This is a genomic window from Paenibacillus sp. 01L418 (genome assembly GCF_056400045.1).
In genome coordinates this window covers 1-14,341 of record NZ_JBFTSN010000140.1, presented here as the reverse complement: position 1 = coordinate 14,341, position 14,341 = coordinate 1, and the positions used below count along the sequence as shown (strand labels likewise).

Here is a 14,341-nt window from a genome sequence, read left to right as displayed (position 1 = left end):
GGTGTGGGGAAGCAACTTTTCAAACAACTTTTTCTTCAATTTGAAGAACTCGGCTACAATAGAGTTTTTGTTGAAGTATTAGAAGATAATAAAACCCGTTATTTCTACGAATATTACGGTGCTCATTTATTTAAATCGGATAAGATAACAATTTCCGGCAATGAATTGAATCTTCTTATATATGAGTGGAGCAATATTGGCGAAGTATTATCTAAATTGTGAATACAGCGTCGAATAAGAAAAATATGTTTGTTAAATTTCGATTTATGGAGGAATCAAAATGGATGTAACATTCCAAAGAGATCACTTATTCTGGGTACATGAGCCTGAAGAATATACGATTACAGATGGAGAAATTGTGATTAAAACAGAAGCTGGAACAGATTTTTGGCAAAGAACCTATTATGGCTTTCAAAACAATAATGCTCCTGCTTTGTTAATGAAAACCAATGAGAAATACTTTTCGTTTATAGTAAAAACGGAATTTGACAGTAAACAACGCTTCGACCAGTGCGGTGTAATTATCTATCAAAATAGTGATAACTGGATAAAGGCTTCTATTGAATATGAAAATGAAGAATACCAGAGATTAGGAAGTGTTGTAACGAACTTAGGATATTCTGATTGGGCAACTACGGATATTTCTGCAACAAAGAAATTTATGTATTACAGACTGAGCCGACGTAAAAGCGATTATTGTATTGAAAATTCTTATGATGGCATTCACTATAAGCAAATGCGTATTGCACACCTTTTTGAAGGAGCAGACAATATTCAGATTGGTATTTATGCTTGCAGTCCAGAAGACTCTTCATTTAATGCCGTTTTCACAGAAATGAAATTTACTGAATGCCAATGGAAAGAACACAAGTAACAAATTTCCAGTGTAACTAATAGATAAATATAAATGATCGAATAAATAATTGGTAAGAGAAGGATATTCAAATTCATGACTCATAAAGCGGGAAGAGGTATTATGGAACCACCAAAAGGAAGGTTAAAAGTAATTATTTTGTGTACAGCATTATCACTTGTAGCCGTTTCTGTATTCCTGTTCATATATAATTTCCCAAAAAAGATTGATCTTGAGTATCCAGCATTGGAATATCGCGTAGGCAAACCTGAAAGTGGAGAAGTAACAACAATCAAAGTTAAGGGAACTATATATAAACCCTTGTTCCGTGATCCATCCTTTCATGGACAATTCATTATTAATAAATATGATTAAACAAAAAATTATCAATTGCGGGATATAGATTTTTATCAAGATTTATTATTTTATCATCAGAATGAAAATGGAACACCTGTTCACAAGCCTTTAGGTTATCTAATGATATCGGATAATTTTGCCCAACTGAACATAGATGTGAATGAAAAAATGAATGATAACCAATTGATAGGTAAGGACCTAAGAATATCGGCACCTGCTAAAAATTACGAGGAAGCCATGAGAATTAACGCAGAGTTAAAAGCGAACTAAATCGGCAAAAATCTGAAGCACCCCCATCGACAACAGGGATGCTCTATTAACATATACAGTGTCACTTTATATAAAAACTATCTACGTCGTTGAGATTCCAGTATTATTACATCAGTTATGTTTACACATTGGCGGTTCGTATTAATATCGTCCTAATGGTTGCCATTAACCTTTCTCAGGAAGATGTTCAGGCTGATTGACGACAACAGATCCATCATCTAGTCTCAGCCATGTTTGGAAGTCAGCTTTCCCTTCGGTCAATTGTATGATCCTTGCACCACGCGGAAAACCCTCTTTTCCATAGGTGTTATAGCCTGTAGCCCTTCCATAACATAGACGAATGCCGTGAAGCTCACCCCAGTAATCATTGATATGATCATGCCCTACGAACGTACCGCGGACATCTTTCATTTCAAGAAATGCAGTGAAAAGTCCGGAATTGATTTTTGGGCTCGCTACGCCCTCGTGCTTCTGCCCATAGCAGGTATGCTCGTTCCATACCTCGTTATATTCGGGCACAGGGATATGGAAAAACGCAAGCGAGGGCAGTGGAACATCATTGTTTTGTTTCGTCAAACGAGCGGATTGCTCCTTATACCAGCCAATTTGGCTATGAGTAACCCAGGCATAGCCGCCAACGGGCTGATCGGCATACTCGCCTGAATCCAATAGATATAATGCGGCAGCGGGGCTGCTATTATTTTTAGAATGAATTTCCAGCACATAATTTCCAGCACGATCCCCTAGGCTAGGGCCCATTTCGGTTAAGCTGAGCGGTCTTTCCTGCTGCAAGCGAATAAGCTCTTCTCTGGTGGTGCCAACCTCGGTATCATGATTGCCAAATACAGCTGCCCATGGGATATTAAATTCTTCCGCTGCTTTGACAGCATTTTTAAAGGACTCTTGTCTATCAGTACAATGCTCGCTATAAATAACGTCACCGGTAAAGATCACCAAATCTGGTGATTCTTCTTGCAGGACGTTCTTCATTAGAGAATATGTTTGTAAATCCTCTTGCTGCCCGTTTTGCCAGTGCAGATCGGTAAATTGAACAATTTTGAATGTGCCGTCTTCTCGAAAGTTTAAGTTCGCCATAGTACCCTCCACTTGAATCCCATTCGAATGATTTTCGCCAAAAATATGTAGACAATGGTTTACGTACATTCATTTCGATATCATTCCGCATTATCCTGCAATAAGGCACGATTAAATAAGGGCTGTCCCAAACGTAGATGTATCTGCGTTTGGGACAGCCCTATTATTGTTCCGCTATGATATTAAAAATCAAAGTTGTCGGGATCTGGACCCACCCGAAGATTTTGGTTCAGAGCGTCTATTCGGGACAGCTCACTCTCAGATAGTTCAAAATTAAATACATTACTATTTTCGATGATGCGATGCTCTTTCGTTGACTTCGGAATCGTTACAATGCCGTGCTGCAAATCCCAGCGCAGAATGACTTGAGCAATGGATTTGTTATGCGTTTCAGCAATCTCCTTAAGAACGGGATGATCTAACAGCTGACCTTGCATAAGCGGAGACCATGCTTCAATTTGGATGCCTTGTTTCTTGCAATAGTCGATTAACTCTTTCTGCGTTAGCTGCGGATGGAGCTCCACTTGATTAATCATCGGTTTAACGGCAGCATCTTTCATTAACGTCTCCAAATGATGAATCTGGAAGTTGCTTACGCCAATGGCTTTGACTCGGCCATCCTTGTAAAGGGTCTCCAAAGCTCTCCACGCCTCTTGGAATTTGCCTTCTACAGGCCAATGAATCAGGTACAGGTCAAGAAAGTCTAAACCGAGTTTATTTAGCGTAGTTTCGTAAGCCGCCAGTGTAGATTCATATCCGAGATCAGCATTCCAAACCTTTGATGTGACAAAAAGCTCTTCTCTCGTCACGTTATACTCAGCCATAGCTTCACGAATGCCTTGTCCGACACCTGATTCATTGCCATAAATAGCTGCGGTATCAATACTGCGGTAACCATTTTTAATCGCTGCTTTGACGGACTCGACCAGCTCCGCGCCATCCTCAACTTTAAAGACGCCAAGACCAAACCAAGGCATTTGAACACCGTTGTGAAGTGTAGTTGTATCCTGTAAATTTTTTGCGATCATAGTGAAGCCCTCCTGTGTTTTGTTTCATCTTTTTTTTCTAAAGCTCTAGCCCAGCCGGTTAAAATTACAGCGCCGAGAACCATCAATCCGCCAACCCAAGCCGTATGAATAAGTCCCATCGAGTCCGTAATGACACCGCCCAAATAGGCGCCAATGGCGATACCTGCGTTAAACGCAGCGATGTTGACAGCCGAAGCGACATCTACTGCCTTCGGCGCATAACGTTCAGCGAGCATCACGACATGCACTTGCAAGCCGGGTACGTTCATGAATGCAAACAGTCCCATCAAGATAATCGTAATTAAGCCAACCACTTTAAACGGTGCGGTGAAGGTAAGAACAAAGAGTATGATAGCCTGCAAAATAAACATGTAAAACAAGGCGGTAATCGGCTTCTTATTGGCAGCTTTCCCACCAATGACATTGCCGATGGCGATGGCGATGCCGTATACCAAAAGAATGGCCGCTACCGTACTTTCCTTAAATCCGGTTATATCGTGAAGCAACGGGGATAAATAAGTAAAGACAACAAACGTACCCCCGTACCCAATAGCAGTAATCGCGAATGCAAGCAGCAATCGTCCATTCGTAACCAGTTTTATCTGCTCGCGCAGCGGTGTTCGAGTTCCTTTGCGCAAATCGGAAGGAATCAACACCATATTGGCTATAAAAGCGATAACGCCAATAAGAACTATGCCAACAAAAGCAGCACGCCAGCCCATATGCTGTCCAATCCAAGTACCTAACGGTACGCCTGTAACGGTAGCTACAGTGAGTCCTGAGAACATAATTGCGATTGCGCTAGCTCTGCGGTTCTCGGGAACGAGATCGGCTGCAATGGTAGCGCCAATTGACATAAATACGCCATGAGCCAGTGCTGAGATGACGCGCGCGGTAAGTAAAATACCAACGCCGCTTGCCGATGCCGCAAGGCTGTTTCCAGCAATAAAAACAATCATGATCCAAAACAATAATGTTTTTCTCGGAATCGTAGATGTTAAAGATGTTAATATTGGAGCTCCAAAAGTAACCCCAAGAGCATACAACGTAACGGTTAGTGCCGATGTTGTAACCGATATATTCAAGTCTTCAGATATAAGCGGGAGCAGCCCTACACTGATGAACTCTGTTGTCCCAATCGCAAAGGCGCTTATGGCTAACGCTAGAAGCGCCAGGGTACTTCTTTTTTTATCTAATGCCATTTGTATAACCCCTTTTGTATAGTATTGCCGGCCGGTAAGTGCTATTATGATGGGTTTAGGCAGTAATGAACAGTACGTACTTTGAAGTGCTATAGGTACTAAAAAGTAATAAATGCATGAATAGTAGGCGATAGCTCGGTTGGGGAGGATATATCTATGATTAAGAAAAAATACAATATTTCAGTGGAAGCGACCCTCGAGGTTATTGGAGGGAAATGGAAATGCGTAATCCTTTGTCACTTAACGCATGGCAAAAAAAGAACGAGTGATCTCAAACGTATTATGCCCTCCATAACACAAAAGATGTTAACACAGCAGCTGAGAGAGCTGGAGCAAGATGGCATCGTGAATCGAATAAGCTACAATGAGGTCCCGCCGCGGGTTGAATATGAGCTCAGTGAATACGGATGGAGCTTAAAATCGATATTGGACTCCCTTTGCTCATGGGGCGAGATTCATATTATTAAAGAATACGGTAATAAGGCTGCCGTATTGGAAGACAATGGCCTAAATAATCTTGAGATGGACATCGTCGAACAGGAAGAAGATGTGCTTTGCTAAACCATCTAATAACAAACAGGCTGTCGTCATGTGGACGACAGCCTGTTTGTTTATGACGATTATTAAGCTTTTTGTTCATACAGCTTAACGATTTCAATAATCGTATTGACGGCTTGTACCATATTGTTAACCGATACATATTCAAATCGGCCATGATAATTTTCTCCGCCGGTGAAAATATTCGGAGTCGGCAATCCCATGTAGGAAAGCTGCGAGCCGTCTGTGCCGCCGCGAATCGGCTCGATTAGCGGGGTAATGCCAAGGTTGATCATCGCTTGCTCTGCGATGTCTACGACTTGGATCACCGGCTCGATTTTCTCCTTCATATTGTAGTATTGATCCTTTATTTCAAGCACAATACGTTCTTCTCCGTACTTCGCTTTCAGTTCCTCTACGATACGAGTAAGCTCCAGCTTTCTTTCTTTAAATCGGTTGCGGTCATGATCACGTATCAAATAATGAAGCTCCGTTTGCTCGACGTCGCCTTGAATGGATGACAGGTGGTAGAAGCCTTCATGGCCTTCTGTCTGCTCAGGTGTTTCATTAGCCGGCAGTTTTGCGTGGAGCTCCATCGCCATTTTTGCGGCATTGATCATTTTGCCTTTGGCCGTTCCGGGATGCACGTTTTTGCCCTTGCATATAATGACAGCGCCAGCGGCATTAAAGCTTTCGTATTGAAGCTCGCCCAGCGGACCTCCATCCATTGTATAGGCATAGACCGCATCAAAGGCTTGTACATCAAACTTATGCGGACCTCGGCCGATCTCTTCATCAGGAGTGAAGGCTACTCTTATTTTACCGTGCTTCAACTCAGGATGATTAATGAGATGAGCCATCGCCGTCATGATCTCAGTTATGCCTGCTTTATCGTCTGCACCAAGCAGTGTCGTGCCGTCTGTTGTAATCAACGTATGACCTTTATAGCCGTGCAGCTCTGGGAAGTCGTTCGGTGACATAATGATGCGCTGTGCTTCATTTAAGATAATGTCGTTCCCGTCATATTGTTCAATAATTTGCGGCTTGACGTTCGTGCCAGTAAAGTCAGTTGCTGTATCGATATGCGCAAGGAAACCGATGGTTGGGATCTCTTTATCCGTATTGGCTGGAAGGGTAGCCATGACATAGCCGTTAGCATCCATCGTAACCTCTTGCATGCCGATGGCTTTCAATTCCTCTACTAGCATATTAGCTAACGTCAGTTGTCCGGGCGTGGAAGGGCAGGTTTCGCTGCTTTCATCGGACTGTGTGTCCACCTGCGCGTAAGTGATAAATCTGTTTATAATCTCGGTTTTCATCATTCTCAGCTCCAATACAAATAGTCATATAGCAAAATACAATACAAAAGCGACGTATCTTCATCGTCACTAGAAGTGGTCTCTAATCTGTTCACTTTAAAGATGATACGCTGTTCCATGATTTTTTTCAAATCGCTTGGGTAACAATAAGAGTAGAGGTGGAATCACAGCATGCATACCTATATGGATATTTTAATACGTACGATTGTTGCTATTTTACTGCTTCTACTAGTAGCTAGAATATTGGGGAAACAGACGATTTCCAACATGACATTTCATGATTTTGTGACCGGCATTACGATAGGGGCACTTGCAGCCAATTTGGCATTCAATGAAACATTGAAATGGTCGCATATTACTTTGTCACTCGCGGTTATGACGGTTACGTCTTATCTGTTATCTGTCGTTGCCTTAAAGAGCCGTAAATTAAGAAGCTGGATTTCAGGCTCCCCAACCGTTCTCATCGAAGGCGGGAAGATTCTTGAGAATAATATGAAGAAGGTTAGATATACTTTGGATTCTTTGGATCAAGCTTTAAGAGAAAATGGGATTTTTAATATGGATGAGGTTGAATATGCAGTTCTTGAGGATAATGGAATGGTGTCTGTATTAAAAAAAGACGAGTATCAGCTTGTCACGAAAAAGGACATGAAGCTTCAATTAAACAAACAGGAGTTTCCAATTGAATTGATTATGGATGGTTCACTTTTGGAAAAAGAAATGAAAGAGAATGGGCTGACGAAGGAATGGCTGGAAAACGAACTGAGAAAAAAAGGGAAGAAAATATCTGACGTTTTCTACGCGGTAAGAGGGACAAAGAAGCAGCTCATCTTTGACTTTTATGAAGACGGTATACATAAACCTACGGATAAAGAATAAGGATGCACGCAACGGTAATTTGCATCGCAGATTACCGTTGCGTGTCTATTTACCTCTATATGTGTGTAGCGCTGGTCGTTGTTTTTTTTGTAGCTCCGAGTCTGCTTGCACCAACAAACATAGCGGTGATTAAGCCAATGCTGCCCACACAAATGCTGAGTATAAAGCCGTGATTGATCGCTGTTGCCAGCGCCTCTTGCAGAAACTTGCGTATTTGCGGGTCTAGCTGACCGCCTGCTCGCATGAGCAGTTCTGGATTGGCTAGAGTATTGATTTTGTCAGAAGGAATGCCAGCCTTATCTGCACCTGCCGTAATTAATCGATGCAAGTTGTTATTTACAATCGTCGCCATAATAGATGCACCCAATATGCCGCCAATGTTGCGCCAGAAGCCGACGATAGATGAGCTGACGCCCATATATTTAGGATCAACGTTTGCAGCAATCGAGCTCTGTGCGACACTCATTAGAGGACCGACGGCGCCAAAGCCAAGCAGAATCATAAGTACAATCATATAGCCGCTGGAAGCATGAGCGCTAACTGTAGAAAGCAGCGTAGCTACAATAATAGTCATTAGCATAGTGAACAGCATGAGTGTACGGAAGGCGAATTTGGATTGCAGGAAACCAAATAGAATAGCACCCCCGATTAACGAGGCCATCATAGGCGTCAATACGCCGTTTGAGTTGCTATTTCCTAACACCCCTACCGTAAAGCTAGGCAAATACGTAATGGCGGAGAACATAATGACGCCCTGGCAGAAGCAAAGAATACTTGTGCCCAAGACCATCTTATTTTTAAAGATGCTCAGAGGAAGGACGGGTTCAGGAGCACGCAGCTCGACAAAAATAAACAGAGCGCCAATTACAGCTGAAATCGTGAATAAGCTAATTTCCTGCCAGGAACTCCATGCGTAGGTTTTGCCGCCCCATTCGAGCGCTAGCATTAAGGAGACCGTAGTAATGATCAAAAACAAGGTTCCCAAATAATCGATTTTTGGTTTTTTCTCGGAACGTGTTTCTTTGAGCGCAATCATCAGAACAATCATGGATGCCAAACCGATGGGAATGTTGATATAGAAGTTCCATCTCCAACCAAAGTGTTCGGCAATGAAGCTGCCGAGCTGCGGGCCTGCAACGGAGGATAGGCCGAAGATCGCACCGAATACGCCAGACATTTTTGCTGCATCCTTCGGATCTTTAAATATCGTATAAATAATGGTGAAGCTGATTGGGAACAAGGCGCCGGAGCCAATCCCTTGAATGACGCGGAACCAGATGAGCTGATCAGCACTCTGAGCGATACCGCATAAGGCGGAGCCGATCAAGAACATGCCAATACCAATCATATAAAACATTTTTCTGCCGAATAGGTCGGACATTTTGCCGAAAACGAGCATCGTGCTTGTTGCTGCCAGCATGTAGGCGGTAAATACCCAGCTGACTTTATCGAAAATGTTAAAGTCCTGACTGAGCTTGTTAATGCAGGAGGCCACAATCGTATTGTCCAAAGATGCCATTAATAACCCTAGTGCCATGGCAAGAATGATGAGGTTATTGTTTGAACGTGATTTTTCCATCCTAAACCCTCTTTTCCTCTTCTAATTTATCCATACGATCCAGCCCCTCTTGGATCGCTTCCAGCTTAGCACTATATTCCTTAATTCCGATTTCAATGCATATGATATGTCCAGGCTGCATGCTGCTTTTATATAGGGCGTACTTATCGCGCAGCTGATCGAGCTGTGTCTGTGTATACTCTTGTGCCTGCTTCAACCACATAACTACCATGTCATTACCTACCAGCTGGCCGAAATAAAGCCGCATCAGGAAATCTGATTTAACCGTATCCGTTTCCATCGGGCTGTGCAGATATTCGTAAAATCTACTTTTTCCAGCCTCTGTGATGGTGAACACATTTTTATTCGGCTTGCCCTCTTGCTGCACATTTTCCTTCGTGATCAATGCCTCTTTTTCCATCCGATGCAGCATCGGATAAATCGTTCCATAGCTTGAGCTATAGAAATAAGAGAAAATATCCTCGAACAATTGTTTAATTTCATAACCGGATAATGATCGTCTCATAAGCATGCCTAAAATAACGTCCTGACTGTTCAAAGCAAATGTGCCTCCTTGTCTTTTTACTTAGGATAGAATGGGAATAGGTGTAATAAATATCCATATTTATATTACGATCCATAATATATCACTCCGATATAGGTGGTGTCAATATTTAGAAATAAAACAATTGGTAAATAAAAAAGGTTTAGTAGATCATTCACTTTTCATAAAATTCTACCTAACGATAGGTTGAAAAATAATAATAAGAGTGATATGCTAAAACAAATTCAAGGTACAGGAGGAGTTGCAATGAGTAAAAGCGAGGAAACATTGGCATCCATCAAAGAAGTGAGCTATCAACTATTTGCAGAGGTGGGCATTACGAAAACGACGTATTCGATGATTGCCAAAGCGGTTGGAATAGCTAAACCCTCTATTTATTATTACTTTAAATCGAAAGAAGATCTCATAGCGGCAATTTTTGAAGACTTGTGCAGCGCGATTCAGTTCTCGACATTTTTTGAAATGGATACTTTTACAAAAGATAATTTTGAGGAGAAGCTTGTTGAGCTCGGAATCCATATGATTGATGAGCAGGCTAAGGACCCTTATTATAATCGTGTCGTACAGGAATATATGTTAATGGCAACAAGGTATCCCTTTTATCACGAGAAGCTGCTTATGATCCAAAAAGGGTATTTGTACGGCTTTGAGATGCTGATGGAGAAAGCTAAACATTTTGGACTTGTTTCAGATCAGGCGAGTGCTGCCAAAGCACATATGCTTGCCTTAGTGCTTGATAACATTGGCAACTTTATGATGCTGGTTGAACATATTGATTATAAACAGATCTGGGTAGAGGCTGTAAGCGGCGTTTTCAAAGGAAGTGATGCTAGTGGAAGCAAGTAAACGATTGATTGGGCTGGATTTTGCCCGTGCATGGGCACTGTTCGGTATGCTTATCGTAAACTTCATTGTAATTACAAATGCTGAGCATAATGGCCCCGCGTGGTTGATTACTGTTACTTCGTTATTTCAAGGACGAGCCTCGGCTTTATTCGTTTTACTTGCTGGCATAGGCATTTCGCTCATGTCTCGGAAAGCTGTTGCTAGTCACGATAAAGCAAAGATTATAGCTGTTCGCCAAATGATTTGGAAAAGATCGCTGTTCTTGTTTGTAATCGGATTACTGCTATATGTTATGGAATGGACAGGCGATATTTTACATTATTATGGTGTTTATCTGTTCATGGCAGCAGTGCTAATTACGGTAAGAGACAGGATATTGTATGGACTGGGCGCAGCTATATTAATAACAGCACAATGCCTTCAGCTTGTATTCGATACCTTTAAAGGATGGGGCGGTCCTGTACCGTTTATGCATTATGTGGATTTTTGGACGTTGGAAGGTTTTGTTCGCAATTTATTTTTTAATGGCTATCATCCTATATTTCCATGGTTTTGTTTCTTCATCATCGGACTCTTGATAGGAAGAATAGATTTTCATAACAAGGCGCTTCGAATGAAGCTGCTGATCATTGGAGCAAGTGTCACGATTACCATGGAGCTGCTGTCAAAAATGCTAACTTATTTGTTCATCCCGAGCATGGGTAGCGAAAGTGCTGAGTTTTTGTTCAGCACAGGTCCGATTCTGCCGAATGTTTTGTACATATTATCTGCATCGGGTTCGGCTATTGCCTTCTTAATTCTAAGTCTGTTCTTGACTGAAAAATACGATAAAAGCTGGTTTATAAACGTTATCGTACAAACAGGCCAGTTAACGTTGACTCATTATGTGAGCCATGTGGTAATTGGTATCGGTGTTCTCATTGCACTAAATCGACTGGAAAACCAATCGTTGATATTCGCCTCTATATACTCATTTTGTTTTTTCTTATTTAGCATTTTATGTAGTGTGCTTTGGCGTAAGAGATTTTCAAGAGGGCCGATTGAACTGCTGATGAGGAAAATTACGGGATAAAGCGGCAAGCTTATCCATCCGCATTCTTTTACAATAACGAAGTTAACGAAAACACCACTCTATCAGGAGTGGTGTTTTTGTTTTAGATTAACCTTATAGTTTGGTTAAGAGGTAGCTTTGACCGCCTGACCTTTGGGATGACGAGGAGCAGCATAAGTGCTCGGATTAGCTTTGCTCATTGCTTTTCTCTGCTGCACATTGTTTCGAACAAGCGCGAAGATGACGAGCAAGRTGCCGAAAAACTCATAAGCGCTAATGTGGTAGCCTTGAAAAGCCATAATGACGAAAGTAGTAATCGGAACGAAATTAATAAACAATATGCCATTTAGCGGCGATAATAATTTGATGCCTGCATTCCAGCATAACAAAGCAGCTAATCCAGGCAATAGAATCATAAAGGACATTTCATATTTGATTGAAAGTATCGTTTCCCAAGTGGGTACAGGCAGCACGCCAAAGGTGGATGCAAGTGTAACGATAACAAAAGATACGGCGCTGCCGAGCAAACAGGTTAACGTGGAATAGCGGAGTATGGACCACTGTTTAAACTGCGTACCGCCCATGGAGTAGATCACCCATCCAACAACTCCTGTAAAGATGAGCAGGAGCGGGAACATATGTTGACCAGCCATCATGAAGAAAGCTAACTTTCCGTTCGTAATAACGAGTAATGCGCCTACAAGGGCGATGGCTACACTCGTCAGCATATATTTTTTGGGTGCGGTTTTTTTAGTGACCCACAATACCATAATAGATATCATTGGCATAAGCACTTCCATTATGGAAGCAGCGACGGTGCCGGATTCCCCCATGAGATGCTGTCCAAGGAATACGGCCATATTGTAGACTGTAAAGGCCATTGTCCCATAAAACAACAGAGATTTACCTCTGCCCTCTAAGCGGAATGCAGATTTACCCTCTTTCACTAGCAAGAGCACGCTCAGAATGATTGCAACGACAAAATAGCGAATAAACGAGAAATAAAATGGATCAATTTGCTGTAAAGCAACGTGGGCTACAGGAAACATGGCTCCCCACGACATACTTGCAACGAGGCAAAGTATAGAGCCGATAATGACTTGTTTTTTAAGCACGAGTGGTCTCTCTCCCTAAAAGAAATTATGCCGAGTTATTGTCTATTTCCAATGATAGGGGGTTGCAAGACGATAGTAAAACGATTGAAAATAAAGTTTATCATCATTTATAATGATATCTAACATATAAGATCATCTGAAACGAATGGCAGTGGAGGGGTGCGCTTGGAATTCAAGGATTTGAAAATTTTTCAAACCGTAGCAGCACACGGGAGTATCAGCAAAGCAGCGCTCGAGCTGAATTACGTGCAATCAAATGTAACAGCAAGAATTAAACTACTGGAAAAAGAGCTGGATACGCCATTATTTTATCGCCATAAGCGCGGAATGATTTTAAATACGGAAGGCAAACGTCTGCTCGAGCATTCGAAAGAGATCTTGTCCAAAATGGAAGAAATGAAGCGTACCTTTCACAATAAAACAAATCCTTCCGGTGTCCTAGAAATCGGAATTGTGGAAACCGTTATCGCGCTTCCTCATATTTTATCGTCGTATTACAGCAAGTATCCTAATGTAGAATTATCGCTGAAAGCCGGAGTGACGGATCAGCTGCTGCAAGAAGTTCTGGATATGAAGTTGGATGGCGCTTTTGTTACCGGACCAATCAGGCATCCCTTAATCGAGCAAGTAGAGGTTATTCAAGAAAAGCTAGTGCTGGTGACCAAAGGTGATGCGTTCTCGATGGACGACATTACGACAAAACCGCTCTTGCTCTACAACAAAGGCTGCGGCTACCGCGGGAGACTGGAAAGCTGGATGAAGGTAGAAGGCATTATTCCAAAACAAATTATGGAGTTTGGCACTTTTGGGACGATTATTGGCAGTGTCGCAGCGGGGGTAGGCATAACGATTATTCCCGAATCCTCGATTGTTGATTTGGCTGCTAACGGCACCGTTTACTGTCATAGTGTACCTGAGCCATATCGTGATATTACGACGATTTTTATTCGGCGCAAGGATTCCTATTTAACGAGTACATTACAATGCTTTATTGATGAAATTATTGCTCGGACAAGCGGAGTGCAATCGAATATGATATGAAAAAAAGTCGGTGCAGGGATTACGCCTGCACCGACTTTTTTCATAGCCTTTGATTATTCGAACCACTGTCTCGGCCCTATCGTGTGGAAGCTCTCCGTCTGATCTGGATTCAAAGCATCTTGGATACGTTTATAAGTAAAGTCACTCAATGGTCTAGGCAGATCATCAATACTGCAGTACTGGCAGGCTGTAATTTCTTTATAACAAGGTTGAGGAGCTTGATTGTTTACGTTTTTGCAAATGAAAACAAAGTGGTGCATATCATGATGCGGCTCGTAGTATACACCTGTTAATCGATCTACAGTTACCTCGAGACCTGTTTCTTCTAATACTTCTCTTCTCGCAGTTTCCTGCGCAGACTCGTTTTGTTCGGATAACCCGCCGGGTATTTCCCAATTGTATTTACCATAGTTATGTTTCACCAGCAGAACACGATTTTCAGAATCAACGATAATAGCAGCCGCACCAACCGGTTTGTTTGACAATTAAAGTCCTCCTAGTTATCTGTATGAATAATGGCATTCTCTATACGGAACCATATGGAAAAAAGTTGCAGCGATATTTACAATACCTTCACCCTGAGATAATAGAGCAATGATATCTTCTTGTTATGATGAGGCAGTCA

At 42.0% G+C, this 14,341-nt stretch carries 15 protein-coding genes and 1 pseudogene; 8 read left to right on the top strand and 8 right to left on the bottom strand.

The window, feature by feature from the left end:
- The 3 genes and pseudogenes from AC1DSE_RS17580 to AC1DSE_RS17570 form a co-directional block, all read left to right on the top strand.
- Nucleotides 1-222, top strand: a pseudogene (locus AC1DSE_RS17580) (GNAT family N-acetyltransferase); the annotation flags it as partial.
- 58 nt (nt 223-280) lie between these two features.
- Nucleotides 281-874: a DUF1349 domain-containing protein gene (locus tag AC1DSE_RS17575; protein WP_477509543.1), complete on the top strand. Its 594-nt coding sequence runs from the start codon at nt 281-283 to the stop codon at nt 872-874.
- 75 nt (nt 875-949) lie between these two features.
- Entirely contained in the window at nt 950-1,228 is a 279-nt protein-coding gene (locus tag AC1DSE_RS17570) for a hypothetical protein (protein ID WP_477509542.1), read from the top strand.
- Nucleotides 1,229-1,645: 417 nt separating this feature from the next.
- Here the strand turns inward: AC1DSE_RS17570 and AC1DSE_RS17565 are convergent, their stop codons facing one another.
- The 3 genes from AC1DSE_RS17565 to AC1DSE_RS17555 all read right to left on the bottom strand — a co-directional run bounded on the left by AC1DSE_RS17565 (nt 1,646) and on the right by AC1DSE_RS17555 (nt 4,805).
- Nucleotides 1,646-2,575, bottom strand: coding sequence for a metallophosphoesterase family protein (locus AC1DSE_RS17565; RefSeq protein WP_477509541.1), 930 nt, complete (start codon nt 2,573-2,575; stop codon nt 1,646-1,648).
- Nucleotides 2,576-2,757: 182 nt separating this feature from the next.
- Nucleotides 2,758-3,603, bottom strand: a complete 846-nt coding sequence (locus tag AC1DSE_RS17560) for an aldo/keto reductase (protein ID WP_477509540.1) — start codon at nt 3,601-3,603, stop codon at nt 2,758-2,760.
- Nucleotides 3,600-4,805, bottom strand: coding sequence for an MFS transporter (locus AC1DSE_RS17555; RefSeq protein ID WP_076266459.1), 1,206 nt, complete (start codon nt 4,803-4,805; stop codon nt 3,600-3,602). Before AC1DSE_RS17555 ends, AC1DSE_RS17560 begins: the two co-directional genes overlap by 4 nt.
- A gap of 156 nt (nt 4,806-4,961) precedes the next feature.
- Here AC1DSE_RS17555 and AC1DSE_RS17550 point away from each other — a divergent pair, with 156 nt between their 5' ends.
- The gene (locus AC1DSE_RS17550) at nt 4,962-5,366 is read left to right on the top strand and encodes a winged helix-turn-helix transcriptional regulator (protein WP_339205642.1); all 405 of its coding nucleotides are present in this window, start codon (nt 4,962-4,964) and stop codon (nt 5,364-5,366) included.
- 62 nt (nt 5,367-5,428) lie between these two features.
- Here the strand turns inward: AC1DSE_RS17550 and pepT are convergent, their stop codons facing one another.
- On the bottom strand, nt 5,429-6,661 hold the full coding sequence (pepT, locus tag AC1DSE_RS17545; RefSeq protein WP_441878328.1) for a peptidase T: 1,233 nt from the start codon (nt 6,659-6,661) through the stop codon (nt 5,429-5,431).
- A 171-nt stretch (nt 6,662-6,832) separates the two neighbouring features.
- Between pepT and AC1DSE_RS17540 the strand changes: the two genes are divergently transcribed.
- A complete protein-coding gene (locus tag AC1DSE_RS17540) occupies nt 6,833-7,540 on the top strand; it encodes a DUF421 domain-containing protein (RefSeq protein WP_477509539.1) in 708 nt (235 codons plus the stop codon).
- Between the two features lie 55 nt (nt 7,541-7,595).
- On the opposite strand, the gene AC1DSE_RS17535 is transcribed toward AC1DSE_RS17540, so the two are convergent.
- Together AC1DSE_RS17535 and AC1DSE_RS17530 are read right to left on the bottom strand one after the other, a co-directional pair.
- Entirely contained in the window at nt 7,596-9,119 is a 1,524-nt protein-coding gene (locus AC1DSE_RS17535) for a DHA2 family efflux MFS transporter permease subunit (protein WP_441878334.1), read from the bottom strand.
- Nucleotide 9,120: 1 nt separating this feature from the next.
- The gene (locus AC1DSE_RS17530) at nt 9,121-9,657 is read right to left on the bottom strand and encodes a PadR family transcriptional regulator (RefSeq protein ID WP_441878336.1); all 537 of its coding nucleotides are present in this window, start codon (nt 9,655-9,657) and stop codon (nt 9,121-9,123) included.
- A 252-nt stretch (nt 9,658-9,909) separates the two neighbouring features.
- Here AC1DSE_RS17530 and AC1DSE_RS17525 point away from each other — a divergent pair, with 252 nt between their 5' ends.
- Both AC1DSE_RS17525 and AC1DSE_RS17520 read left to right on the top strand, forming a co-directional pair.
- Nucleotides 9,910-10,509 carry a TetR/AcrR family transcriptional regulator gene (locus tag AC1DSE_RS17525; RefSeq protein ID WP_441878338.1) on the top strand — a complete coding sequence of 200 codons (600 nt, stop codon included), beginning with the start codon at nt 9,910-9,912 and terminating at the stop codon, nt 10,507-10,509.
- Nucleotides 10,496-11,581, top strand: coding sequence for a DUF418 domain-containing protein (locus AC1DSE_RS17520; RefSeq protein ID WP_441878340.1), 1,086 nt, complete (start codon nt 10,496-10,498; stop codon nt 11,579-11,581). The genes AC1DSE_RS17525 and AC1DSE_RS17520 overlap by 14 nt, the downstream gene beginning before the upstream one ends.
- Before the next feature lie 104 nt (nt 11,582-11,685).
- Here AC1DSE_RS17520 and AC1DSE_RS17515 read toward each other — a convergent pair whose 3' ends face one another.
- The gene (locus tag AC1DSE_RS17515; protein ID WP_477527960.1) at nt 11,686-12,624 is read right to left on the bottom strand and encodes a DMT family transporter; all 939 of its coding nucleotides are present in this window, start codon (nt 12,622-12,624) and stop codon (nt 11,686-11,688) included.
- A gap of 216 nt (nt 12,625-12,840) precedes the next feature.
- Here AC1DSE_RS17515 and AC1DSE_RS17510 point away from each other — a divergent pair, with 216 nt between their 5' ends.
- Nucleotides 12,841-13,716 (top strand): LysR family transcriptional regulator, encoded by an 876-nt coding sequence (locus AC1DSE_RS17510; RefSeq protein ID WP_441878342.1) that lies wholly within the window; start codon nt 12,841-12,843, stop codon nt 13,714-13,716.
- Between the two features lie 53 nt (nt 13,717-13,769).
- On the opposite strand, the gene AC1DSE_RS17505 is transcribed toward AC1DSE_RS17510, so the two are convergent.
- Nucleotides 13,770-14,201, bottom strand: coding sequence for an NUDIX hydrolase (locus AC1DSE_RS17505; RefSeq protein WP_441878344.1), 432 nt, complete (start codon nt 14,199-14,201; stop codon nt 13,770-13,772).
- Nucleotides 14,202-14,341 lie beyond the last annotated feature (140 nt).